The 22,498-nt window shown below is 69.1% G+C and carries 24 protein-coding genes and 1 pseudogene; 15 read left to right on the top strand and 10 right to left on the bottom strand.

Annotation, left to right across the window (positions count from 1 at the left end):
* Positions 1-5: 5 nt before the first annotated feature.
* Positions 6-755, top strand: coding sequence for a TetR/AcrR family transcriptional regulator (locus ABT130_RS25655; RefSeq protein ID WP_350959329.1), 750 nt, complete (start codon positions 6-8; stop codon positions 753-755).
* A gap of 41 nt (positions 756-796) precedes the next feature.
* On the opposite strand, the gene rox is transcribed toward ABT130_RS25655, so the two are convergent.
* The 3 genes from rox to ABT130_RS25640 form a co-directional block, all read right to left on the bottom strand.
* On the bottom strand, positions 797-2,233 hold the full coding sequence (gene rox, locus ABT130_RS25650) for a rifampin monooxygenase (protein ID WP_350959320.1): 1,437 nt from the start codon (positions 2,231-2,233) through the stop codon (positions 797-799).
* 382 nt (positions 2,234-2,615) lie between these two features.
* Positions 2,616-2,924: a hypothetical protein gene (locus tag ABT130_RS25645; RefSeq protein WP_350959318.1), complete on the bottom strand. Its 309-nt coding sequence runs from the start codon at positions 2,922-2,924 to the stop codon at positions 2,616-2,618.
* Positions 2,925-3,181: 257 nt separating this feature from the next.
* Positions 3,182-4,909, bottom strand: coding sequence for an NAD(P)H-binding protein (locus ABT130_RS25640; RefSeq protein WP_350959315.1), 1,728 nt, complete (start codon positions 4,907-4,909; stop codon positions 3,182-3,184).
* Positions 4,910-5,063: 154 nt separating this feature from the next.
* On the opposite strand from ABT130_RS25640, the gene ABT130_RS25635 reads away from it, so the two are divergent.
* From ABT130_RS25635 to ABT130_RS25625, 3 genes are all read left to right on the top strand, one after another.
* Complete coding sequence (locus ABT130_RS25635; RefSeq protein WP_350959312.1) at positions 5,064-6,065, top strand: AraC family transcriptional regulator; 1,002 nt, start codon at positions 5,064-5,066, stop codon at positions 6,063-6,065.
* Positions 6,066-6,463: 398 nt separating this feature from the next.
* Complete coding sequence (locus tag ABT130_RS25630; RefSeq protein ID WP_350959309.1) at positions 6,464-7,849, top strand: sensor histidine kinase; 1,386 nt, start codon at positions 6,464-6,466, stop codon at positions 7,847-7,849.
* A 93-nt stretch (positions 7,850-7,942) separates the two neighbouring features.
* Complete coding sequence (locus ABT130_RS25625; RefSeq protein ID WP_350959307.1) at positions 7,943-8,752, top strand: FAD-binding protein; 810 nt, start codon at positions 7,943-7,945, stop codon at positions 8,750-8,752.
* 390 nt (positions 8,753-9,142) lie between these two features.
* Here the strand turns inward: ABT130_RS25625 and ABT130_RS25620 are convergent, their stop codons facing one another.
* Entirely contained in the window at positions 9,143-9,688 is a 546-nt protein-coding gene (locus tag ABT130_RS25620) for an AAA family ATPase (RefSeq protein WP_350927029.1), read from the bottom strand.
* A gap of 922 nt (positions 9,689-10,610) precedes the next feature.
* Here ABT130_RS25620 and ABT130_RS25615 point away from each other — a divergent pair.
* Entirely contained in the window at positions 10,611-11,594 is a 984-nt protein-coding gene (locus ABT130_RS25615; protein ID WP_350959304.1) for an alpha/beta fold hydrolase, read from the top strand.
* A gap of 82 nt (positions 11,595-11,676) precedes the next feature.
* On the opposite strand, the gene ABT130_RS25610 is transcribed toward ABT130_RS25615, so the two are convergent.
* Together ABT130_RS25610 and ABT130_RS25605 are read right to left on the bottom strand one after the other, a co-directional pair.
* Entirely contained in the window at positions 11,677-11,865 is a 189-nt protein-coding gene (locus ABT130_RS25610; RefSeq protein WP_350959301.1) for a hypothetical protein, read from the bottom strand.
* 73 nt (positions 11,866-11,938) lie between these two features.
* Complete coding sequence (locus tag ABT130_RS25605; protein WP_350959326.1) at positions 11,939-12,334, bottom strand: RidA family protein; 396 nt, start codon at positions 12,332-12,334, stop codon at positions 11,939-11,941.
* A gap of 137 nt (positions 12,335-12,471) precedes the next feature.
* Between ABT130_RS25605 and ABT130_RS25600 the strand changes: the two genes are divergently transcribed.
* The 3 genes and pseudogenes from ABT130_RS25600 to ABT130_RS25590 form a co-directional block, all read left to right on the top strand.
* Positions 12,472-13,476, top strand: coding sequence for a helix-turn-helix transcriptional regulator (locus ABT130_RS25600; RefSeq protein WP_350959299.1), 1,005 nt, complete (start codon positions 12,472-12,474; stop codon positions 13,474-13,476).
* 9 nt (positions 13,477-13,485) lie between these two features.
* Entirely contained in the window at positions 13,486-14,223 is a 738-nt protein-coding gene (locus ABT130_RS25595) for a VOC family protein (RefSeq protein ID WP_350959297.1), read from the top strand.
* Positions 14,210-14,536: pseudogene (locus tag ABT130_RS25590) on the top strand (DUF4158 domain-containing protein); the annotation flags it as partial. The gene ABT130_RS25595 and the pseudogene ABT130_RS25590, both read left to right, overlap by 14 nt.
* Positions 14,537-14,618: 82 nt before the next feature.
* Here ABT130_RS25590 and ABT130_RS25585 read toward each other — a convergent pair.
* On the bottom strand, positions 14,619-15,353 hold the full coding sequence (locus tag ABT130_RS25585) for an alpha/beta fold hydrolase (protein ID WP_350959295.1): 735 nt from the start codon (positions 15,351-15,353) through the stop codon (positions 14,619-14,621).
* 119 nt (positions 15,354-15,472) lie between these two features.
* Positions 15,473-16,648, bottom strand: a complete 1,176-nt coding sequence (locus tag ABT130_RS25580; protein ID WP_350959293.1) for a YbfB/YjiJ family MFS transporter — start codon at positions 16,646-16,648, stop codon at positions 15,473-15,475.
* A 172-nt stretch (positions 16,649-16,820) separates the two neighbouring features.
* On the opposite strand from ABT130_RS25580, the gene ABT130_RS25575 reads away from it, so the two are divergent.
* Positions 16,821-17,420, top strand: coding sequence for a TetR/AcrR family transcriptional regulator (locus ABT130_RS25575; RefSeq protein ID WP_350959292.1), 600 nt, complete (start codon positions 16,821-16,823; stop codon positions 17,418-17,420).
* Here ABT130_RS25575 and ABT130_RS25570 read toward each other — a convergent pair.
* A complete protein-coding gene (locus ABT130_RS25570; RefSeq protein WP_350959290.1) occupies positions 17,411-17,689 on the bottom strand; it encodes a hypothetical protein in 279 nt (92 codons plus the stop codon). The two genes, ABT130_RS25575 and ABT130_RS25570, sit on opposite strands and share 10 nt — an antisense overlap.
* 699 nt (positions 17,690-18,388) lie before the next feature.
* Here ABT130_RS25570 and ABT130_RS25565 point away from each other — a divergent pair.
* The gene (locus ABT130_RS25565; protein WP_350959288.1) at positions 18,389-19,477 is read left to right on the top strand and encodes an epoxide hydrolase family protein; all 1,089 of its coding nucleotides are present in this window, start codon (positions 18,389-18,391) and stop codon (positions 19,475-19,477) included.
* A 47-nt stretch (positions 19,478-19,524) separates the two neighbouring features.
* On the opposite strand, the gene ABT130_RS25560 is transcribed toward ABT130_RS25565, so the two are convergent.
* Positions 19,525-19,767, bottom strand: coding sequence for a LysR substrate-binding domain-containing protein (locus ABT130_RS25560; protein WP_350959286.1), 243 nt, complete (start codon positions 19,765-19,767; stop codon positions 19,525-19,527).
* A 13-nt stretch (positions 19,768-19,780) separates the two neighbouring features.
* Here ABT130_RS25560 and ABT130_RS25555 point away from each other — a divergent pair, with 13 nt between their 5' ends.
* The 5 genes from ABT130_RS25555 (at position 19,781) to ABT130_RS25535 (ending at position 22,494) form a co-directional block, all read left to right on the top strand.
* A complete protein-coding gene (locus tag ABT130_RS25555; protein WP_350959283.1) occupies positions 19,781-20,233 on the top strand; it encodes a pyridoxamine 5'-phosphate oxidase family protein in 453 nt (150 codons plus the stop codon).
* A gap of 207 nt (positions 20,234-20,440) precedes the next feature.
* The gene (locus tag ABT130_RS25550; protein ID WP_350959280.1) at positions 20,441-20,662 is read left to right on the top strand and encodes a hypothetical protein; all 222 of its coding nucleotides are present in this window, start codon (positions 20,441-20,443) and stop codon (positions 20,660-20,662) included.
* A gap of 298 nt (positions 20,663-20,960) precedes the next feature.
* On the top strand, positions 20,961-21,290 hold the full coding sequence (locus ABT130_RS25545; protein ID WP_350927053.1) for a PadR family transcriptional regulator: 330 nt from the start codon (positions 20,961-20,963) through the stop codon (positions 21,288-21,290).
* Positions 21,291-21,292: 2 nt separating this feature from the next.
* Positions 21,293-21,706 carry a DUF1048 domain-containing protein gene (locus ABT130_RS25540; RefSeq protein ID WP_350927055.1) on the top strand — a complete coding sequence of 138 codons (414 nt, stop codon included), beginning with the start codon at positions 21,293-21,295 and terminating at the stop codon, positions 21,704-21,706.
* A complete protein-coding gene (locus ABT130_RS25535) occupies positions 21,706-22,494 on the top strand; it encodes an ABC transporter ATP-binding protein (protein ID WP_350959277.1) in 789 nt (262 codons plus the stop codon). The genes ABT130_RS25540 and ABT130_RS25535 overlap by 1 nt, the downstream gene beginning before the upstream one ends.
* Positions 22,495-22,498: the final 4 nt, after the last annotated feature.

Raw genomic sequence — 22,498 nt, 5'->3', positions numbered from 1 at the left:
TTGTCCTGCCGGGGCGCCGCCCCCCCGCCCCGCCCCGCCGGCCCCCCCCCACCCCCCGCCGCCCCCCCCCCGCCCCCGCCGCCCCCCCCCCCCCCGACGCCGAGGGGCTGGAGGCCGCCACCATGCGGCGGATCGCCGCCGAGATCGGAGCCGGCGCGATGTCCCTCTACCGGTACGTCCCGAGCCGCGACAACCTGGTCGAGCTCATGGCCGACCGGCTGATGGGCGAGATCGACGTCACGGGCATGCCCTCGGGCGACTGGCGCGCCGACCTGACCCGCTACGCCGACGGGCTGCGGGCCATGTGGCTGAGGCACCCGTGGATCGCCACCGTGCAGCGGTCACTCCCCAGCTTCGGCCCCAACCAGCTGCTCTTGATCGAACGGCTGATGGGAGTGCTCGACGCCTTCGTCCCCATCGACGAGAACCTCGGCCTCATGGCCATGCTGAACAGCTACGTCGAGGGCACCGTCCGCGAGGAGATCAGCTCGGCCGAGGAATTCCGCCGCAGCGGGCTCAGCGAGTCGGAGTGGATGGCGCGGAGCTACCCGTACGTCGACCGGCTGGTGAAGAGCGGGGAGTACCCGATCTTCACCAAGATCGTGATGGAGGCGCGCCAGCCGCATCTGAGCCGCGACGACCAGTTCCGGTACGGGCTCCAGCGCGTCCTCGACTGCATCGCCGCGGCCCTCCCGTCAACGGCCGAGCCTCCGGTGCCGGCGCACCGAGAGGGGCAGGAAGACCGCGACGATTAGCACCGGCCAGGCAATGGCCATTTCGAGCCGCAACTGCGCGCTCAGCCGGCGGCAGCGCCGAACCACCTGGGCAGCTGGCTGAGCAGATCCTGCTGGTCTTCGCCGACCCACGCCACATGGCCGTCCGGCCGCAGCAGCGCCGCGGGCACGTCCAGATCCTCGCTGACGTCGACGACGTCGACGACGTGGTCGACCCGCTCTGCCCAGCCCGCCACCGAGAGCCGGCCGGTCTGGTCGAGTAGTAGCCCGCGGCCGCCGTGCATCAGCTCGTAGAGGCGACCCCGCTTCAGCTCCACGTCCCGCATCCGCCGGCCGAGCAGTTCATGCCCCCCGCCGAAGTCGTAGCGCACCCCGATCGCGACGATCTTCTCGATCAGGTACCGGTTCACCTCCTCGAAGTCCATCAGTTCCGACAACAGCCGGCGCACTGACCGGGGGCCCGGCTCGAGGGACATCAGCTCCATCTGCGCGCGGGTGTTGTCCAGCACGTCGGCGGCCACCGGGTGCCGTTCGGTGTGGTAGCTGTCCAGCAGCCCCTCCGGTGCCCAGCCGCCGACCTCGGCGGCCAGTTTCCAGCCGAGGTTGAACGCGTCCTGTACGCCGAGGTTGAGCCCCTGCCCGCCGGTCGGCGGGTGGATGTGCGCCGCGTCGCCGGCCAGCAGCACCCGGCCGGTCCGGTAGCGCTCGGCCAGCCGGGTGGCGTCGCCGAAGCGGGAGAGCCAGCGCGGTGAGTGCACGCCGAAGTCGGTACCCGCGGTCACCCGCAACTGCTGCTTGAACTCCTCCAGGGTCGGCGGAACCGTGCGGTCCTCGGACACCCCCTCGGCGGGCACGACGACGCGGTACACCCCGTCCCCGAGGTGCCCGGCGCCGAACCTCAGCTGGGTCTTGCGGATCTGCGCGACGATGGCGGCAACCGTCGCCGGATCCTCGGCCACCTCCATCTCGCCCAGCAGCGTCTCGACCTTGGCGGGCTCGCCGGGAAAGCCGACGCCGAGCAGCTTGCGCACCGTGCTGCGGCCGCCGTCGCAGCCGACGAGGTAGCGCGAGCGCAGCTGCGTGCCATCGGCCAGCTCGACGGTCACCCCGTCCTCGTCCTGGCTCAGCCCGACCAGCTCGCAGCCGCGCCGGATCTCGGCGCCGGCCTCGGCGGCACGCTCGGCCAGCAGGCGATCGGTGGTGGTCTGCGGGATGCCGAGGACATAGCCGTGCGCGGTGTCCAGCCGGTCGGGCGAGGGCTTGGTGATGCCGGCGAAGAAACCGCCGACCGGGTACTTCTGGCCGTGCGCGAGGAACCGCTCCAGCAGACCGCGCTGGTCCATCACCTCGATGCTGCGCACGTGCAGGCCGAGCGAGCGGACATACCTGGCCGGCTCCGCCTCCTTCTCCAGCACGAGCACATGCACATCGTGCAGCCGCAACTCGCCGGCCAGCATCATGCCGGTCGGTCCGCCACCGGCGACGATCACGTCAATCATGAAAACCCCCCATTCAACAAGGCTGCGTTTCGGCCGGCTGCTTCGGGCAGCCCGGCGGCGCGCGCACCCGCACCTCCGCGTCGAGTGCCCGCAACCGCACCGCGAGTTCCACCGGCGGTTCGACGTCCCGCGTGATCCACACGTCGACAGAAGAACACGTATTTCGCGAATCTCTGATTTCCGCAGGTTCTGGCCTCGGCCGACGATTCTGCAGCACGACCCGGGTCTTGCCGCAAGCCCCCCGGTGCGCTATACGTTGAGAGTGGCAGGGAGTGGTTGGTCTCCTTGCCTCTGCCTTTTGCCGTCCGCCGTGGACGGACAAGCTCCCCTTCGAAGCGGTGACACGCCGCGTACGGCGATGCCGCCGGCTGAACACACCTGCTCATCCCCGCTCGTCGGTGTCGGTGGTGGCCGGCTCGCGCAGGGCCGCAGGCCGCCGCCAGCGGGGGGAGGCGCGGAAGCTGTAGCGGCCCAGCACGTTGAGATTCGCGTGCTTGAGCGGGGAGAGCCGGGCGACGTCCTCGTTTAAGGACGACCTCCGGGGCGAGCACGTCAAGGAGGTACTGCGGTCCCCGGTTTCGAGCGCGCGCTGGAACGACTTCAGAGCCGCCCGGGTCTCGCTCGGGGAGACCACCTCGCGAGGGCGGCGGGCATCGACGTGCCGGCGGGCGTGGTGCGCGAACGCGCGCACGTCCGTGCAGCACCGAGACATGGCCCGGCCGAGTAAGAAAGCTCAGGGACCTCACGAGAAGTAGCGATCTGTCACCGCGAACCTGCGGAGGTGAAACAGGCTCGGCTCCTCGGGCAAGCCGCCGCCCCATCCCATCGACCGCCCTCCGACGCACCGGTCCGTACTCGCGGGCCGCTGTTCCTGTCCGACCGCCGCCCGGTCCCCGCCCGCCGTCCCAGCCCCGAGCACATCTGCCCCGACCCAGGAGATGCCTACGTTCAGGGCAAGATGGTGATCTTGCCGTGGGTCTGGCCCGCCTCGCTCCTGCGGTGGACCAGCGCGAGGTCGGACAGATGGTGGGATTCGGCGACGTCGACGATGAGCGCGCCGGCGTCGAGGAGTTCGACGATCTCGCCCAGCTGCTTGGCGTCGTTGCGGGCGACCATGTGGAGGGCGGTGACATCGGCGTCGGCGGGCGGCTCGACGGGGGTGGCGACGGAGGCGATGACGCCGCCCGGCCGTAGAAGGGAGACCAGGCTCACCGCGGCCTCGGGGGAGATCGGAGCGAGGTTGACGACGGCATCGACCGGGCAGTCCAGCGCGGCTGCGAGAGCGGTGGTCGTGTAGTCGATGATCTGGTCGGCGCCGTACTCGCGGACCGCCGCGGCGCTGCGGCCGCTGGCCGTGGCGACCACTGTCGCGCCGGCGTGCCTGGCGAGCTGGACGGCGAACACGCCCACGCCGCCACCGGCGCCGTTGATGAGCACGCGCTGGCCCGCGGTGATGCGGGCGTGCTCGAACAGCACCTGCCAGGCGGTGAGCGCGGCGACCGGGATCGCGGCCGCGTCGGAGAGGGGAACAGTGACAGGTGCCTTGACCAGCACGCCGGCCGGGGCGGTGACGTACTCGGCCGCGGCACCGCCCGCGTCGAGACGGCCGATGACCCGGTCGCCCACGGCCAGCCCCTCCACGTCGTCGCTGAGCTCGGCGATCGTGCCGGAGACGTCCCAGCCGAGGGTGTAGGGCAGGTCGACCGGCAGCGCGGGCAGCATCCCCGACCGCAGCGCCGTCTCCGAAGGATTGAACGAGGTGGCGGCGACCCGGATCAGGGCCTCGCCCGGTCCGGGCGCGGGCCGCGGTACTTCTTCGTATCGGATGACGGAGGCATCGCCGTACTCATGGATGCGGGCGGCCTTCATGGTGTCGCGAAACTCGCCCGCGTGGTCGGCCACCCAGGTGCGGAACGTGCGTGCCGGGGCTCCGGTTACCTCTGCCACCGTGGCCGTGGCCACTCTCGGCGCGGTCGCCATCTCGGCCTGGGCCTGGAGGATGCCGTCCACGGCCGCGGGTGGCCAGCCCCGGGTGAGCATCCGCTGCCGCGCGGTCTGCGGCGAGGTCTCCTCCCAATGCACCGGGCGGCCGATCACCTCCCCGATGATGCTCGCCTGTTCGGCCTGGGTCAGTATCTCGGGCCCGGTCAGCTCATAGACCGCGCCGTTGTGCCCGTCGCCGACGAGTGCGCGCACCGCGACCGTCGCGAGGTCCCGCTCGTGCAGCGGGGGCATGGCGGCCGCGCCGTACGGCTCACGCACGACTGCCCCGGCGCGGATCTGCCCGGCCCACCGCAAGGCGTTGGCCGCGAAGGCGTGCGGTCGCAGGAACGTCCATTCCAGCCCGGACCGCTCGATCAGCCGCTCGACCTGTTGTTCGTAGTCGCGTACGGCCGCGGAAGACAGGTAGACGACGCGGCGGGCATGTGTGGCGACCACATCCAGAACCGCGGGCATCCCCTCGGCCGTGGCGAACGGCCAGAGGAGAAACACGGCCTCGGCCCCGTCCAAGGGCGCGTGCAGAGTGGCCGGATGGGCCAGGTCGCCCGGTACGACCTCGACGCCGTCCGGCAGGCCGGCCACTTCGGGATCGCGGGCCAGCGCGCGAACCTCTGCCCCCGCCTCGAGCAGCTGAGCCACGACCTGCCGGCCGACCGTGCCGGTCGCCCCGATCACCAGAATCCTGCGTTGCCCCGGCATAAAAGGCTCCCAACGGTTGATCACTTCGTGTGCGCTCAACCGTATGGGGATGAAGAGAGACGTCCAATGCGTAGAAATCTCATATTTATACGCGTACGTCTTCATATAGCCGCAGAGATAGACTCTCCCCGTGGATGTACTCAGCGATGTGATCGCCGCGATGCGCGCCGGGGAACCCCGTTCGGCGCGCGTTCGGTGGCACGCCCCCTGGGGGCAGCGGTTCCCCACCGTGCCTGGCTCCGCCGGCTTTCAAGTGGTCCTGCAGGGATCATGCCGGCTGATCCCCCCGGACGGCGGTACCTCCATCGTGCTGAACGTCGGCGACGTGGTGTTCCTGCCCCACGGAAGCGGCTACGCGCTCGCCGACAGCCCCGCCACCCCGCTGACCGAACCTGTCTGCGACCCACTGAACGACCCTCGATTCGAAGACCGCTACGCCTCCGCGACCGTGGGGAAGACCGGACAGGACGGCTCGCAGGCGGTCACCGTGACCCTCTGCGGTGGATACCGGCTCGACCCCAGCCGAGCCCATCCGCTCCTGGGCGACCTGCCCGAGATCGTCCACCTGCCTGCCCGCCTCGGGCACCGTCCCGAACTGCGCGCCGCCGTCGACCTCCTCGGCGGCGAACTCGACGTTCCCCGCCTCGGTGTGGACACCGTCGTGCCCGCCCTGCTCGACGTGCTGCTGCTCTACATCCTGCGCGCCTGGTTCGACGAACAGTCCGAACGCGGCACGGCCGTCGGCTGGGCCGCGGCACTGGGCGACCCGGCGATCAGCTCCGCACTGCACGCCCTCCACCGTGATCCCGCACTCCCCTGGACGGTTGGGACACTCAGCAGCCAGGCGGGACTGTCGCGGGCGGCTTTCTCCCGGCGCTTCACCACCCTGATCGGCCGGCCGCCCCTCACCTATCTGACCTGGTGGCGGATGACCACCGCCGCCCGGCTTCTCCGTGAGTCCGATGCCCCGCTCGGCGAGGTGGCCACCCGGATCGGCTACACCTCGGAGTTCGCCTTCGCCACCGCCTTCAAGCGGGAGTACGGCACCGCACCGGGCAAATACCGACGACAGAGCCGAGTGGAAACCCAGAACAGTGAGGTCGACGTAATGGCACCACAACCTTCACAGTGACCGTGCCGCCGGCTGTTCGTCGTCGTGCGGCGCGCCGGGGCACACAGCTCGCGGTGGCCACAGCTGCACCCTCGATCACGACGGACAGCGCACCCACCTCCACCCCCAGCGGGAACATGACCGACCCTCCCGAGCTCACGCGGCTCGCCGGCCCTCGGGGAGGAGCGGACCCCGTTTTTGCGGTAGAGCCGGTTCGGGTGGGCCGGCTACCGCGCCTCCGTGTTCGGCTGGGCCTGGAGCCGCTGGCGGCGGTCGCTCTCGCCCATTGCTTCTTTCGCCACAACATGGGCATTCCATGCGTTCCAGCTGACGTTTACACGGCTTTGGTCGTGAGTCTTCCCAGGAGCGGTAAGGAGTCGCCATAAGGGTGTGCGTCTGGTCGTGAGGGGAGGATCAAGGTGAGCACGTGGCATCGGTGCTCCATCAGGATCCGCTTGACCGTGGTGGCCGGCGCCGTCATGGCGCTGCTCTGCACTGTTGTCGCGGTGTTCGCCCTGGTGGCGGTACGGGAAGCCTCCGTCGATGATCGGACACAACGGCTCGCCACCCACGCCATGGAGATGGCCAGGCAGATACGCCACAGCGGCATATCCCCCCACCTGCTGCCGAACAGGCGCAATGAGGCGATCCAGGTGTTCGACCCGGCCGGCACGCTGGTCACCGCCACCCCGGGCTTCACGGCGCGCGAGCCGCCAATAACAAACCTTCGCCCTGATGTCGACTCTTATGCGATTGCGCGATTGTGCGATCTGCGGGCGTTCCCCGGCCAGTGCAAGATCGTGATCTCCTACCCCCTGCACAAGGCCGACGGCGTCTGGTTGCTCAACATGGCCGTTGCCGATGTTCCCTGGTACGTGGGCCCTCGGCTGCTGATCCCGCTCGCCGCCGGCTGGCTCTTGCTGGTCGGGGCGACCGCGGCGGGCACCTACCGGACCGTGAGCAAGACCTTGGAGCCGGTGGGCGCGATCGGCAGAGAACTGGCCCAGATCACCGCGAGTGATCTCGGCCACCGGGTGCCGGTACCGAAGTACCAAGACGAGCTGCGCGACCTCGCCGAGATCGCGAACAAGACCCTGGACCGGGCCCAGGCGGCGGTTGAGCAGCAGCTGCGGTTCGCCTCGGACGCCTCCCACGATCTGCGCAGCCCGCTGACCGCCATACGCGTGCAGATCGATGAGGCGCTCATGTACCCGAAGGAGACCGACTGGCCGCGAACGGCGAACGCGCTGCTGGACAGTGTGGAACGGCTTCAGGACCTGGCCACCGACCTGTTGCAGATCGCCCGGCTGGACGCGGGCATCAGCGGCCAACGCGATCCCATCGACCTGACCGGCCTGGTGGCGGCCGAGCTGGACCGGCGGCCACGCCGGGTCGCGGTGATCTGTCACCTCACCCCCGGCGTGATGATCAACGGGGAGCGGATCGGCCTGGCCCGGCTGCTGAACAACCTGCTGGACAACGCCGAACGCCACGCCGACTCCGCCATCACGGTCGCCCTCACATTGGAGGCGGGCACGGCGGTGCTGGAGGTGTGCGACGACGGCGAGGGCATCGCCCCCGACCAGCGGGAGGCCATCTTCCAGCGGTTCGCCCGCCTGGAGGCCTCCCGCAGAAGGGACGCCGGCGGCACGGGGCTCGGCCTGCCGATCGCCCGGCAGATCGCCGAAACCCACGGCGGCACCCTCACCATCGAAGGCAGCCCCCGCGGCGCACGGTTCGTGCTGCGCCTCCCCGGCCATTCCGCACCTTCCGCAGATCGCGCTCGCACACCGACGAAGGTGTGACCTGGTAAACCGGCGGTTCGTCCTTTGACGCGAGCCGCGCACCGGGGCCAAGGGCACGGCGGAGCCGACCTCGGTAGGCGAGGCACGGACAGGGTGCCGTTCGAGCCGAGGTTGTGGACCGAGCCGTCGTGGGAGGCCCCGAGCGGGTACGGGCTGATGTTCACCGGCGGAGAGAACGCCTACCCGTTCGCGGACATCGCGGCGCCCGCCCCACGGGGCCACGTTCCGGCCATGACCAACAAGAAGCCGGGGGAGCAGTCAGCCGGCTGGGTGCTGATGAAGCACCTCGCGGACACCGCGGCGGACGCGGGTGTGCACACGCACTACAACACCCGGGTAGGGCGCCTGGTCGTCGACGGGGACCGGGTGGTCGGGGCGGAGGTGGTGACGTTCGGCGAGCGGTCGTTCGTGAAGGCACGGCGCGGGCTGGTGCTCTCGGCGGGCGGGTTCGGAGCGAACACGGCGATGCTCGCCCAGCACTCCCCGAGGCTGCTCGGCAACCACCTCACCGGCACCGACGGCGACGACGGTTCCGCCATCCGGACGGGCCAGGCGGTCGGCGCGGCGGTCCTGCACATGGAGGCCGGTCAGACGACCTTACCCGCCGACCCGGCGCTGCTCGACCGGCATGGGAACCGGTTCATCAACGAGGACGGCTACCCGGGTCGGGTCGGGCAGGCCTCGCTGTTCTATCAGGATCGGCAGATATTCCTGCTCTACGACGACACGGCCAATGAGGAGACGCGGCAGGCGTCCGGGTACGTGGTCGAGCCGACCTGGGTCTCGGACGACCTCGCCGAGTTGGAGACCGAGATGGGGCTGGTGCCAGGGGCGCTGACCGCCACGGTCGGGCTGTACAACGCAGCCGCCGAGAAGGGTGAGGATCCGGTCTGCCACAAGTAGGCCCGGTGGGTCAGGCCGCTCAAGCCGCCGTACGGGGTGCTCGACCTCCGGAACGCGATGTTCTCGATCTTCACCACCGGGCGGCCTGTACACGTCGTTTCACGGCGAGGTCCTCTCGCTCGACGGCGCCCCGGTCTCCGGCCTGTATGTCGCGGGACGTACCACCAGCGGCATCCCCGCCTGGGGGTACTGCAGCGGCACCTCGCTCGGCGACTCGACCTTCTTCGGCCAAAGGCATGTGCCCCGACGTCGGCAAGCTCCGTGAGCTCGTCGGAGGCCCCATTTCCAGCATCGGTTGGCGCGACGGGCTCCGCAGCATGGTGAGCACGGCCGTGCCGGCGGGCGCCGATGTTCCCTGGACGAGTGGCTCCGATGTGGTCCGTGGTCCGGTCATGATGCGGCTTCGAGCTGCTTCTTGACCGCCGCTACCCGGTCCGGCAGCATGCCCGGAGCGATCGGCACGCACTCGTAGCCGAGTGAGATGTAGGTGTCCTGGTGAACCTGCTCGAATCGCAGCGACTCCTCGAAGGTGATCAATCGTGCGTCGGTCGGTGTGATGAACCCGAGGTTTTGGATGAAGAAGACCTTCTTGGCGTAGATCTGCTGAGCTTGGATGCGTTCCAATTCGCGGGACAGGGCCGGAGAGACGGGGTGGCCGAGATAAGTGGCCAGGGCGTAGGTGCAGACGGGTGATCGATCGTAGATCTGTACATCGCCGGGAAGGGCCGCGGCCTGTTCCTGCCGTCGACGCTGCAGGGTAGTGATCGCCTCCACGAAGGACGGCTTCGTCCACGGCTCGGGTTCACCCCGGGCCTGGTGCAGGGCGATGACATCTGTCGCCGCCTCCTCGACGACGGTGTAGCCGTCACACTCCAGCCAACGCAGGATCGCCGTCTTCCCGGCTCCAGGGGTGCCGGTCAGGATGTAGCGCTTCATCAATCGCCCCCGTATGTCTCGGACATGGACGCCGCCCGGCCCGACTTTGTCAGATGGGGTGATCGGCGGTCGCCTGGAGGAGCAGGTCCCAGGTTCCGGCCCGCGACAGGAGCGCGGGCCTCAATGATCCGTGTGACGACAAACCTCGAGACCCTCCTGACCGCACTCTACGTAAAGATCGACGACGAGATCGCAGGAATCCGGCGGATGGGCGGGTCCCTCGTCGGTGAGTGATCAGGTGGAGTTCCGCTCGATCACGTGCACGTTGTCCGGAACGAGGACCAGATCCGCGCTCCCGCTGCTCAGGACCCGTAGGAGGGGATGGGCGATGCGCGCTTCCAGGTCGCCACTGTCGATGGCGACGGTGGTCAGGGGTGGGACCGCGAACCGGGCGGCGCGGGCAGTTCGATGCCCGCGCCGATGCAGTTGCCGTGCAGGTACGCGGCCGTCCGGCCCTCGCGGAACACGTCGGAGAGGATGCCTGATCGTCGCCGTCGTGACCTAATGAATCTACATTGTAAAGGCGCTGACTAGGGTTCAAGATCATTTATAAAATGGACTAAAGACCCATCACCCATAAAATCGATGTGAGCCCTCCGGATGACGCCCCCCCGACCAAGAGGAGGAGCGGTCACCGAGCCCAGGCCAGGTGGCGTTAGCGAGCCGTCGGGGCTGGGGTTATCGCCACTACCGGTTCGGATGCGGGTGGTCGCGGCCCTGATGTGGCAGGGGAACGAGAAGTGACGCTGGGGAGCTTGGGCGGGCCGCATCATGGAAGTTGCCGATCCGGCAACAGGATTTCGGCGACTGGCCAGGTCAGCGAGATGATCGGTGGTAGCGCCCGCGGAGCAGAAGGGGACGCGGAGCGGGGGACAAGAGCACTGCCGCTGACAGAAGCGGGCACGCCATCTGGAGGGGACGCATGTCGCAGCACATCGCAGAGATCACACATCGTTCGGTGTCCGTGCCGGGCGGCCGGATTCATGTCGCGGAGCAGGGGAGCGGGCCGCTGGTGCTGCTCGTCCACGGCTTCCCCGAGTCCTGGTACTCCTGGCGTCGTCAGCTCCCGGTGCTCGCGCAGGCCGGTTACCGGGCGGTCGCGCTCGACGTCCGCGGCTACGGCCGATCCTCCAAGCCGGCCGCGGAGGACAGCTACCGGATGCTCGCTCTGGTGGAGGACAATGTCGCGCTGGTGCGCGCCCTGGGCGAGGAGTCGGCAGTGATCATCGGCCACGACTGGGGCTCGAACATCGCGGCCACGTCCGCCCTGCTGCACCCCGAGGTCTTCCGCGCGGTGGGGCTGCTAAGTGTGCCCTACGCGCCGCCCGGCGGCCCCCGCCCCACCGGCCTCTTCGCTCAGATGGGCGGTGACCAGGAGTTCTACGTCTCCTATTTCCAGGAGCCGGGCCGCGCCGAGGCCGAGATGGAACCCGACGTGCGGGGCTGGCTCGCGGGCTTTTACGCGGCGCTGTCCGCCGAGACCATGCCCGGCCCCGAGGCCCCCGACCCGCACTTCGTCAGCCCCGGCGCAACGCTGCGCGACCGGTTCCCCAGCGGCCGGCTGCCTTCCTGGCTCGCCGAGGACGACCTGGAGGTGTACGCAGGGGAGTTCGAACGCACCGGCATGACCGGCGCGCTCAACCGCTACCGCAACATGGACCGCGACTGGGAGGACCTCGCCGACTTCAACGACGCCCCCATCAAGCAGCCCTCCCTGTTCATCGGCGGCAGCCTGGACGCCTCCACGACCTGGATGGCCGACGCGATCAACGCCTACCCGGCCACCCTTCCCGGGCTGGTCTCCTCCCACCTCCTGGACGGCTGCGGCCACTGGATCCAGCAGGAACGTCCCGAGGAGGTCAACCAGCTCCTGACCGAATGGCTCACGGCCCTGCCCACCGAATAAAGGCCCCTCTGCCGCGCCCGCCCAGGCTCCCTGGCGCGACTTCTGGTTCGCTGCCACATCAGGGCTGTCGCTCCGGGGCGGCCTACGGGGCCTCGGTGTCTGTGAGGGTTTTGTGGACGACGCCGACGGAGACGTTGACTCCGGCGGCGATGGTGCGGATGGATTCTCCGTGCTGGCGGCGGGCGAGGATGGCGGCGCGTTTGTCGTCGTCGACCACGGGGCGGCGGCCGCCGACGCGGCCGCGTTTGCGGGCGGCCTCCAGGCCGTTCATGGAGCAAGAAATCACCCACCTGCCTACTGCTCGTGCCGCCTCCGGCAGCCCTGCCGGAGGCGGCGAGGTCGCATCACGCGACGGCGGTTCCCTCAAGCTCGACCATCAGGTCGGGGATCGCCAGCCGTGTCACCCCGAGCATCGTGGTGGACGGTGCCACCCCGGCGGCGCCCAACCGCGACGCCAGCGCGCCGTAGTGCTGGAAGAGCCGATCGACGTCGGTGGTGTAGACGTTGAGCCGGACGAGGTTCGCGAGGGACATGCCGGCCTCGCCGAGCACGGCCTCCAGGTTGTCGAGGCTCAGCGCCAACTGCGCCGCCATGTCACCGGCATGCTGGGGCTTGCCGTCGCCGCTCATCGCGGTCTGCCCGGCGCAGTACAGGGTTCGGGTGTGCCCGGAGACGATCTCACCCTGGTTGTACCCCATCTCCGCCGACCACGCCCACGGGTTGACCGCCGTTCGCTCCATTGCCACATCAGCTCCATTCGATTCGTCGACATTACATACGTCCATCGGCTCGGTAGCCGCCATCTTTTTCGTCGTGTTGATCAGCCTCCCAGCGAATACACGACATCCTGTGTCGTGTATTTCTGTAGAGTTTTCGTGTGCGCGCCGACCGGTTGGTCTCGCTGGTTCTGCTGCTGCGGCAGCACGGTCGGCTGTCCGCGGCCGCGCTGGCCCGCGAGCTGGAGGTGTCCACCCGCACCGTGCTGCGCGACATCGAGGCGCTGTCCGCAGCCGGCGTCCCGGTCTACGCCGAACGCGGCCGGCACGGCGGTTTCGCGTTGTTGCCCGGTTTCCGGACCGAGCTCACCGGACTGAACCACGACGAGGCCCTTGCCCTGCTGGTCGCCGGATCACGGCGCGGCGCGCAGGCGTTCGGCCTTGGCTCGGCGCTCGCTTCGGCGATGCTCAAGGTGGTTGACGCGCTACCCGAAAGCTATCGGGACACCGCGGCCGGCGCGGCCGAGCGATTGCTCATCGACCCGGAGACCGACCTCCTCTCGCGTCGGCTGGTCACTGAGGAGGTGCCTGACGCCATAGCGGCCGAGGTTCTGCGCGCGGTGTTCGCCGGACACAAGCTGCGCATCCACTATGCGGCTGTGGACCAGATCCCGAAGTGGCGCACGGTGGACCCGATCGGCCTGGTCACCGTACGCGACCGGGGCTACTTGTTGGCCATGAGGTCTGGCGCGGACCGCACCTACCGGCTGTCCCGGGTCTTGGCCGCCAAGGAACTCGCCGAACCCGCACAGCGACCAGACCGGGTCGATCTGGACCGGGCCTGGCAGGAACGCAGCACGCAGTTTCGGGCCGGCGGCGACCAAGTCACCGTGCTGGTACGAGTGGACCCGGCGCGGCGGGAGGACCTGGTGGGCACCGCGCTGGCCGTCCGCGCCGAAGAAGCCGACTCAGACGGCTGGCTGCGGCTGGAGGTGACCTTCCAAGATCCGAGGCACGCCGAATGGGCGCTGTGGCAGCTCACCACGGACGCGGAAGCCCTGGCCCCGCAGTGGTTGCGCAACTCCCTGCGCAACCGTGCCGCCGCGATCGCCACCCGCTACTCCGAATTCGGTGATCTCGGCTGTCAGTTCATCCCTTGGGAATAGGGTTGCGGCATGGCGCTGCAACTTGTTCAGGTGAATTTCAAAGCCCGGGATGACTCGGCGCTGGGCCGGTTCTGGGCGGAGGCGCTCGACTGGGGTGTTTCCAGCGAGGAGCCCGGTGCGACCAGCGTCAGGCCCGTGGGTTCCGCCTGGCCGGTCCCCGCCGCGGTCTGCGTCGATGTCATCGCCGTCCCGGACCCCGGAACAGTGAAAGACCGTGCGCACATCGAACTCGCCACCACCTCTGCGGCCCATCACGCGGAGTTGGTCGCGCGCCTGAAGGAGCTCGGCGCGACGCCCGCCGATGTGGGCCAGGGCGACCTCCCATGGACGGTTCTGGCCGACCCGGAGGGCAACGTGTTCTGCGTCCTGGAGCCTCGGGAGATCTACCGGGACACCGGGCCGATCGCCGCGGTGGTCGTCGACTGCGCGGACCCGCGGGCCATGGCACGGTTCTGGGGCGAGGCGATGGACTGGACCCTGCACGAGGTGACCGACGATCATGCGCTGCTGCGCTCCGCCAAGGGGGTCGGCCCGTATCTGGAGTTCCTCCGCACGCCCCACCTGAAGGACATGTGGAAACGCGTCCATCTCGACCTGCTGCCCTACCCCGTTGACGGTCAGGCGGCGGAGGTGGGCCGGCTTGAGGCCCTCGGCGCGACGCTCGCCGACGTAGGCCAGGGCGACGTCCCGTGGAAGGTTCTGGCCGACCCGGAAGGCAACGAGTTCTGCGTCCTTGGCCCGGCCTGACGCGGAGCCTCCCCGCCTGCTCCGCCACGCCCACGCCACCGGACTCATCGGGACGCTGGATGAGGAGGAGTTCGCCCTGTCGGCGAACAAGACGGGAGCAACGCGCCTGGGATTCAGCGTGATGCTCAAGTACTTCGAGTTCGGGCAGGAGGCGTGCTGCCCGCGGCGGGAGGATGTGCCGCGGGCAGCGGTGAACTTCATGGCGGGGCGGGTAAAGGTCGGCCCGGAGTTGTTCGCCGACTACGACTTCAGCTCGCGGCAGGCGAAGAATCACCGGGGACGGATCCGGGAGTTTCACCGGTTCCGCAAGGTGACAGAGGCCTCGTGCAGCCGGCATGGTCATGACGGGCGACGACGTGGTGCTCATGGCGAGCGTCGCAACAGCAGGAGGCCGGCTAGTGGTGCTCGGTGGGGTGAGGCATCAGAGCGTCGTCATGGTTGTCCCGCTCCTCGCCATCAGCGGGGTCAACGACCTGGAGCAGGATCTTCAACAGGTCCTGCGGCACGTCCCGCATGAGGTTGTGCCCGCTGTCCAGCGCGTACGTCCGCCACGAGGGGTCTTCACGCAACCGCTGGTAGAGGGGAGTGAACGGGGATTGGCCGTCCCATTTCGCGGCGTACACGTAGTCCCTGCGGCGGATATGCGCGAGGTCGCCGGTGAGCTGGAGCGGCTGGAGCAGCGAGGCCAGTGGGTGGGGCGTGGCCCGCGGGTCGAAGAAGGGCAGCGGCCGCACCGCGTAGCCGGTCTCCACCACGTCCATGTACCACCGCCGCTCCTGGTCGGAGACGAGGGTCCAGGAGGAGTCGCCGGGCCCCGGCACCATGGCGTCCAGGTACACCAGGGCATCCACCCGTTCGGGTTCGCGGTCGGCGACACCGGTGATCACCATCCCCCCGTAGCTGTGGCCGACCAGCACCGCATCCTGGATGTTTTCAGTGGCCAGCACACTGGTCACGTCCTGGATGTGCGTGTCGAGGTTCACTCCGCCGTGCAGCAGATGGCTGCGCTCGCTGAGCCCGGTCAGCGTCAGCGGGTAGACGGCATGCCCCTGCGCGCGAAGCTCGCCGGTGAGTTCCTGGAAGCACCAGCCGCCGTGGCACATTCCTGGGATAAGCACGAAGTTGCTCATGATCTTTCTCTCTTTCTCTTGTCGGATTTCGTGTCTGGCGGCTCGTGAGGCGCTGCTGGAGAGAACGTCGATCGGATGCGTGGTCTCTGTGTCGGGGGCGCCGATGTCAGGCGCACGTCTCAGCTGTGCGCCGCGCCGGGGCCGGGGCGCGCACGGCCTCCGGCGATGGCGATCGCGGAGGCCGCGGCGCACAGGATCGCGGTCCACGCCAGGGTGGCCTCGGTCGAGGTGTGATCGGCGACCACGCCGGCGATCCACGGCCCGGCGGTCTGCCCTGCCGCGAACACCGTGGTGAAGGCCGCCAGCGTGGCGGTCCAGTCGGCGGGTGGGACGTTGCCCTTGATGAGGGCGGTGATGGCGGCGGGGACGCCCATGAATGTCGCCCCGTAGATGATTGCGGAGGCGAGGATGACCGGTGGCGTGGGTGCTGCCAGTGCCAGCGCCGCTCCGCCGGCCAGGATGGCGAGCAGGGTGGCCAGTGCCCGGGTGGCGGGCCACTCGGTGGTGGGGCGGCTCCACAGCGCGGGCGCCGCAATGACGGCCAGGCCCAGCGCCGTCCAGGTGAGCACCACCTGCCCGAGCGGGGCGTGTTGGTCGGTGAGGTAGGCGGACAGGAAAGTGATGTAGGTGATGTACCCGGCGGCGAACAGCAGGTAGGCCAGGGCGGCCCCCCACAGCGGGCGCACGCGGGCCCGGCCGGCCGCGGTGGTATGCGCGTCCTCGCCCGTGCTCGCCGCGCTCCAGCTCGCCACGGTCGCCAGTGCGGCAGCGACGGCCAGGCCGACCCAGGCCAGGCGCCAGTGCTCCTCTAGCGCGGGGATGCTCACACCGCTGACGACGATGCCCAGCCCGGTGCCGGCGAAGTACACGGTGATGGGCGCACCGGAGGCCGCGCGGGCGGCGACGCGCGAGGCGATCACGCCGCCCGCGACGAACACCACCGCTCCCGCCGCCCCGGCAGCGGCCCGCACGGCCAGCAGCGCCAGGTAGGCGTCGCTCGCCGCGGTGGCAGCCAGCGAAGCGGCCGTGAGTGCCATCCCGATGCGGAAAGCGGCGGCGGTGCCCCAGCGGCGCACGAGCGCGGCGGTCACCAGCGCGCCGAGGAGGTACCCGAGCCCGTTGGCGGTGCTCATCGCTCCCGCCTCAGCCAGGGTCCAGTGCAGGTCCTCGCGCATGGCCGGCAGGAGCAGGCCGTAGGCGAAGCGTGCGAGCCCGAGTGCCGAGGCGGTGCCGAGCGCCAGCCGACCCGCCTGCCATACCGCCCAGGGCCCCGCCTTCAGCGCCGTCTGCGTCATCGGTCCCATCTCTCGGCGGCAGCATCGCCGCGAGGCGTCTTGTCCCGCGCGTCCGAGACGTTCCGGATTTGCGGTGAGGCGAAAAAGTCTGGCATGGCACTCCAAAGATCGAACCGATCGGTACGAACTCGGATGCTAGCAGTAGAACGAACTGACCGGTACGATCTGTGGCATGCCAGTTCCCAAAGGCTCGACGATCGACCCGGAGCGCACCCGAGCGGCCATCCTCGAGACGGCCACCCGGGTGCTGTACGAGCGTGGCCTCGACGGCATCGGCGTTGCCGAGCTGTGCACCCGCATCGGGGTGTCCAAGGAGACGCTCTACCGGCACTTCGGCACCAAGGACGGCCTCGTGGAGGCCGTGCTGCAAGCGCGCAGCGAGCGGGTAACGAACTGGCTGGCCGAAGCCGTCGCAGCCGCCGGGGACGCCCCCGGCGACCAACTCGCCGCGGTGTTCGACGCCCTCCAGCGGTGGTATGACGAGCCGGTCTTCCGTGGCTGCGCGATACTGAACGCGGCCGCCCAGCATCACGTCGACGCCGTACGCACTATCACCGCGCGCCACCTGGGCCGCTACCTCGAGCTTCTGACCGGCATCGCCAGCCGTGCCGGAGCCGTCGATCCGCCCCTCCTGGGACGACAGCTGCTCATGCTGGTCGAGGGGGCGACCGTCGTCGCCGCGCATCACGACACAGCCGGCGCGGGCGAGGCCGCCCGCCAGGCCGCGCTCACCCTGCTGTCCGCCGCCGCTCGCACCGGCCTTCAGGACTGACGCACCGGATCGGCGGTCTGCGGTGACTCGGCACCCGGACCCACGAAATGACGGATGCGCAGGTCAGCGGCCCACCTTCCAAGCCGTGGATGATCCTCGAGGTGGCGCAGCCGGTAGTGGGCTTGAGCTATCAGGTGCTCGATGCCGTGGATGGCGGACGGCCCGTCGTCGGCGACGAGCTTGGTCGGCAGCGCGGTGAGGCGCCGCCGTTCGGGTGTGGTGAGGGCGCCGGTGAGCCGGGCGTCGCGGTCGGCGACGGTGTGGCGCATGCCGTCCAGGGTGGTACGGCTCGCCTCGGTCAGGGGCAGCGGGTAGGTGCGGCGGTTGGCCGGGTTGCGGGTGCGGATGACATGGCCCGCCTCCTGGAGCCGATCGGGCGCCTGGCCGAGGGCGTGCGGTTGATGCCGAGCCGGTGGGCGAGATCCTGCTGTGAGGGGGCGTCCTCGTCGGCGGGGATGTCGAGCACCACGAACTCGCGCGACTATGGCCCGTCCTGCATGGCATGAGCGGTGAACGCGCGGCGCATCAGGTGGCCGGTGGTCGCATGCGGCGCGTCGTCGACGACGTTCCTCACCTGGCCGGGTACGAGCCTCACCTCCTGGCGTGATGCCGGCCGCCAAATGGTTCTTTCAGTGACGGTTGCGATGATATTAGTTGGATAGTTGACGGTTGGAGTATGTAGCTCTAGAGTCCGACATGCAACTCATCGAAGGACATAGTGATCATGCATACCGTCGCCGTCATCGACTCCTGCCTCGCCTGCACAGAGACCGGGCAGGGGGAGTCGCCAGTGGTGTTCCCGCACGGCGGCCCCACCTCGTCCTGCCTTACGAGCTCACCGAGATCTTCACTCCGGCCGCAGGACAGCCGGGCCGCGTGCAAATCCATGTCGAGGCTCACCTCGCAGCTCGTCATCACCCGTCGTCCGAACATTTGGGCGCCGAATGAATCCCCCTGGAGTTAAGACCATGATCAAGCCGTTCCGCATCGATGTCCCCCAGGCCGACCTCGACGACCTGACCGACCGGCTCTCCCGCACCCGTTGGCCCAACGAGGTCGCCGACGCCGGGTGGGACTACGGCTTCCCGCTGGCGCGGCTCAAGGAACTGGCCGAATACTGGCGCACCAGCTACGACTGGCGCGAGCACGAGGCCAAGCTCAACGAGCTTCCGCACTTCACCACCGAGATCGACGGCCAGAACATCCACTTCGTCCACGTCCGGTCTTCGAAACCGGACGCGCTCGCGCTGATCCTCACCCACGGCTGGCCCGGTTCGTTCCTGGAGTTCCTCGACGTGATCGAGCCGCTGTCGCGCGACTTCCACCTGGTGATTCCGTCCATCCCGGGTTACGGCTTCTCCGGGCCGACCCACGAGCGCGGCTGGGGCATCGTCCGGGTCGCGCGGGCCTGGGCTGAGCTGATGCGCCGTCTCGGGTACGAGCGCTATGGCGCGCAGGGTGGCGACTTCGGCTCGGGCATCTCAACGGCGCTCGGCACGGTGGCGCCCGAGCAGGTCGTCGGGGTGCACGTCAACTACCTGCCGACCGCGCCGGTCCCGGACGCCGACATTGAACTGTCCGAAACGGATGAAGCCCGGCTGGACAAGGTCAGGCAGCTGATGGCGAATCGTCCGCCGTACCAGGCTCTGCAGGCCACCACCCCGCAGACCGTCGGCTACGCGCTGACCGACTCGCCGGTCGGCCAGCTGGCCTGGATCGCCGAGCGCTTCGCACAGTGGACGGACCCTCGCTCGCACATCAGCGACGAGCGGATGCTCACCGACATCTCGCTGTACTGGCTGACCGCCACCGCGGCTTCCTCGGCGCGGCTGCACCGCGAGGCTCCGCGGCGGATCGAGCCATGCCCGGTACCGGTTGGCGTGGCGGTGTTCGCGCACGACATCACGCAGTCGGTGCGACCGCTGGCCGAGCGGCTGTACGACATCAGGCACTGGTCGGAGTTCGAGCGCGGCGGCCACTTCGCCGCGATGGAGGTGCCAGAGCTGCTCGCCGAGGACGTCCGGGACTTCTTCCTTACCCACATCAAGTACGACTAGCGGGTCGCCACCCGCTAGGAGACTCCGACAAGCGGCCGGCCCGTCGCTCAGCTACCCGTCGGCGGCGTGATGTGGCGGAGAAAGGCCTCGGCGATGGTTCTGAGCCGGTCGGTGCGCCAGACCAGGGCGTAGTCGAACGTGGCATTGCCTCCCACGGGGATGCAGATCAAGCCGGGACGCGGGTAGAAGTTCGACGTTTGGGCGCCGACGAGGGCGACGCCGTGGCCTGAGGTGACGTAGGCGAGGATCTCTTGGAAACCGGGCAGGGAGGCGGTGAGACGGTCGGGCACCGGTAGGTGGGCGATGGTTCCCCGGCTGCTCGGCGACAGTCGCTACCTCGTGCTCGCCACCGCCGATCGCCAAGGGCGGCCGTGGGCCACTCCCGTCTTCTTCGCCGCCCGCGATGAGGACCGGCTCGTCTGGGTGTCGGCACCGGACAGCAGGCATTCCCGTAACCTCGCCGAACGCCCAGAGGTGGCCATCACGGTCTTTGACTCCCACGCGCCTATCGGCGGTGCCGAGGCGCTTTACCTCGAGGCGACCGCCGGCCCCGCCGACGATCCCGTCGCGGCCCTGACGATGCTCAACGCCCGCCTCCCCACAGGCAAGGAACTCACCGGCGACGACCTCGCGCCGTCCGGCCCCCTGCTGGCCTACTGCGCCGACGTGCGGCGACACTTCGTCCTGATCCGGGGAGGGGATTCGCGCTTCGACAACGTCACCGACGCACGACTTCGCGTCACACGCACCCGGTAGGAGGGCCCAACCACGACCGCGGGCATCCCGCGCGGGTCGATCGCCTCCACGACCGAGGCCCGAGCCGCACTCCAGGCCTTCCAACGCGCGGTCGAAACCGGCGACCTGCAGAACCTGCTCGACATCCTCGCGCCGGACGTCGTCGCCCTGAGCGACGGCGGCGGAGTCAAGCATGCCCTGCTTCAGCCCATCGTGGGGGCCGGCAAGGTGGCTCGCCTGCCGGCCGTCGGCTGGTGGAGGCGCGACGCCGAAAGGTCGGTCGAGCTGGTACAGATCAATGGTGGCCCGGGGCTGCTCGTTCGAGTCGATGGGGAGATCGACGGCGTGGTGGCGGTGCGGCTCGAGAACGGCTACATCACCGGCGCCTACCACGTGCGCAATCCCGAGAAGTCGTCGCGTGTGGAGCGGGAGACCGCCGTGAGCCGCTGAGGCCGCAACGCCCCCGGCAGGCCGTCAGGGACTTCAAGTCTGTGCTGATCTCCGGGAGCGAGCGCAGTTGCTCCAACTCCTCCTCAGAGAACATCTTCTCCGACAACGCATCACCCAACGTAGCGGCAGTGATCATCAACCCGCCGCAGGCGACCAGATGCCTCCGTTACCGCAGGTCAGAGACTGCTTTGTTGGAAATTTCCGCATTGCCACTGGGATCCCGCGGGGCTTGCGCCTTCACTATTCAGTGTTACTATGTACCAGTAGTCAGTATAACTGAGTAGCCGAAGGATGGTCCATGGGCAAGCAGGTGACGGAGATGCTCAAAGGAACGCTGGAGGGCATCGTCCTGGCGATCCTGTCCGGCCGGCCCGCGTACGGCTACGAGATCACGGCGTGGCTGCGGGATCAGGGCTTCTCCGACATCGCCGAGGGCACGGTCTACGCGCTACTGGTCAGGGTCGAGCGGCGCGGCCTCGTCGACGTGGAGAAGGTCCCGTCCGAGAAGGGGCCGCCGCGCAAGGTGTATTCCCTGAACGCACGCGGACGGGAGTATCTCGAAGAGTTCTGGAGGACCTGGAGCTTCCTCACGGAACGGCTCGAACAGCTCCGCGAAGGAGGTAAGTAGACATGGCCACAGAGCCGGCCGAGCCGAAGAGGCGCTACCTGCAGTACCTGGAGGTGGTCACCGGGCCGCTCGAGGACAAGAGGCGCTGGCGGCAGTACAAGGCGCGGATCAGAGCGCTTCCCGAGAACTATCGCACGGCAGTCGAAGCGCTGGAGCGGTACCTGATGCACTTCGGGCCGGGGGACGGCGCCGACGCGGCTTCGATGTTCGAAGACCTTGCCGATCTGTTCGAGCAGAGCGCGGCGGATGGAACCCCGATCCGCGAGATCTTCGGGGAGGACCCCGTGGAGTTTGTCGAGGCGTTTGTGCAGAACTACTCCGTGGGGCGGTACATCAGCCGGGAGCGGGCACGGTTCACCAGCGCCATCGAGCGCGCCGCCGGCGAAGACACCGGAAGAGAAGAAAGGACCGTCTGATGACGACACGGCAAGCCCAGGCGATCCATGTGCAGGGTCTGGAGAAGTCGTACAAGGAGCTGCGGGTGCTGCGCGGCGTGGACTTCGACGTGGCGCGGGGCAGCATCTTCGCCCTGCTCGGCTCGAACGGGGCGGGCAAGACCACGGTCGTGAGAATCCTGTCCACGCTGCTCAAGGCGGACGCGGGGACGGCCGGTGTCAACGGCTTCGATGTCGCCACGCAGGCTGCGGACGTGCGGGAGTCCATCAGCCTCACCGGACAGTTCGCCGCCGTCGATGAGATTCTCAGCGGGCGGGAGAACCTCGTGCTGGTCGCCCGGCTGCGGCACCTCAAGGATCCCGGCAGGATCGCCGATGACCTGCTGAGGCGTTTCTCGCTGACCGACGCGGGCGCGCGCAGGGTGTCGACGTATTCGGGCGGCATGCGCCGCCGCCTGGACATCGCGATGAGCCTCATCGGCAATCCGCCGGTCATCTTCCTCGACGAGCCGACGACCGGCCTGGACCCCCAGGCGCGCATCGAGGTGTGGCAGGCTGTCAGGGAACTCGCCGAGCACGGTACGACGGTGCTGCTCACGACGCAGTATCTGGACGAGGCCGAACAGCTCGCCGACCGGATCGCGATCCTGCACGAGGGCCGGATCATCGTGAACGGCACCCTGGCCGAGCTCAAGCGGCTGCTGCCGCCCGCCAAGGTCGAATACGTCGAGAAGCAGCCGACCCTCGAGGACGTCTTCCTCGCTCTCGTCGGCGCCGGCCATGACCGCGGCGTCGGCACGGACGCGTAAGGAG

Source organism: Streptosporangium sp. NPDC001681, from assembly GCF_040298085.1.
GTDB lineage: Bacteria > Actinomycetota > Actinomycetes > Streptosporangiales > Streptosporangiaceae > Streptosporangium.
Note: the sequence above shows the minus strand (reverse complement) of the source record. Positions and strands in the feature narration are given on the sequence as shown.

What these genes read in the sequence shown, in the direction of transcription:
- rox (WP_350959320.1), bottom strand. Translation starts at nt 2,233, where the DNA reads ATGATTGACGTGATCGTCGCCGGTGGCGGACCGACCGGCATGATGCTG.
- ABT130_RS25620 (WP_350927029.1), bottom strand. Translation starts at nt 9,688, where the DNA reads ATGAAGCGCTACATCCTGACCGGCACCCCTGGAGCCGGGAAGACGGCG.
- ABT130_RS25615 (WP_350959304.1), top strand. Translation starts at nt 10,611, where the DNA reads ATGTCGCAGCACATCGCAGAGATCACACATCGTTCGGTGTCCGTGCCG.
- ABT130_RS25610 (WP_350959301.1), bottom strand. Translation starts at nt 11,865, where the DNA reads ATGAACGGCCTGGAGGCCGCCCGCAAACGCGGCCGCGTCGGCGGCCGC.
- ABT130_RS25605 (WP_350959326.1), bottom strand. Translation starts at nt 12,334, where the DNA reads ATGGAGCGAACGGCGGTCAACCCGTGGGCGTGGTCGGCGGAGATGGGG.
- ABT130_RS25595 (WP_350959297.1), top strand. Translation starts at nt 13,486, where the DNA reads ATGGCGCTGCAACTTGTTCAGGTGAATTTCAAAGCCCGGGATGACTCG.
- ABT130_RS25585 (WP_350959295.1), bottom strand. Translation starts at nt 15,353, where the DNA reads ATGAGCAACTTCGTGCTTATCCCAGGAATGTGCCACGGCGGCTGGTGC.
- ABT130_RS25580 (WP_350959293.1), bottom strand. Translation starts at nt 16,648, where the DNA reads ATGACGCAGACGGCGCTGAAGGCGGGGCCCTGGGCGGTATGGCAGGCG.
- ABT130_RS25575 (WP_350959292.1), top strand. Translation starts at nt 16,821, where the DNA reads ATGCCAGTTCCCAAAGGCTCGACGATCGACCCGGAGCGCACCCGAGCG.
- ABT130_RS25570 (WP_350959290.1), bottom strand. Translation starts at nt 17,689, where the DNA reads ATGCGCCACACCGTCGCCGACCGCGACGCCCGGCTCACCGGCGCCCTC.
- ABT130_RS25565 (WP_350959288.1), top strand. Translation starts at nt 18,389, where the DNA reads ATGATCAAGCCGTTCCGCATCGATGTCCCCCAGGCCGACCTCGACGAC.
- ABT130_RS25555 (WP_350959283.1), top strand. Translation starts at nt 19,781, where the DNA reads ATGGTTCCCCGGCTGCTCGGCGACAGTCGCTACCTCGTGCTCGCCACC.
- ABT130_RS25545 (WP_350927053.1), top strand. Translation starts at nt 20,961, where the DNA reads ATGGGCAAGCAGGTGACGGAGATGCTCAAAGGAACGCTGGAGGGCATC.
- ABT130_RS25540 (WP_350927055.1), top strand. Translation starts at nt 21,293, where the DNA reads ATGGCCACAGAGCCGGCCGAGCCGAAGAGGCGCTACCTGCAGTACCTG.
- ABT130_RS25535 (WP_350959277.1), top strand. Translation starts at nt 21,706, where the DNA reads ATGACGACACGGCAAGCCCAGGCGATCCATGTGCAGGGTCTGGAGAAG.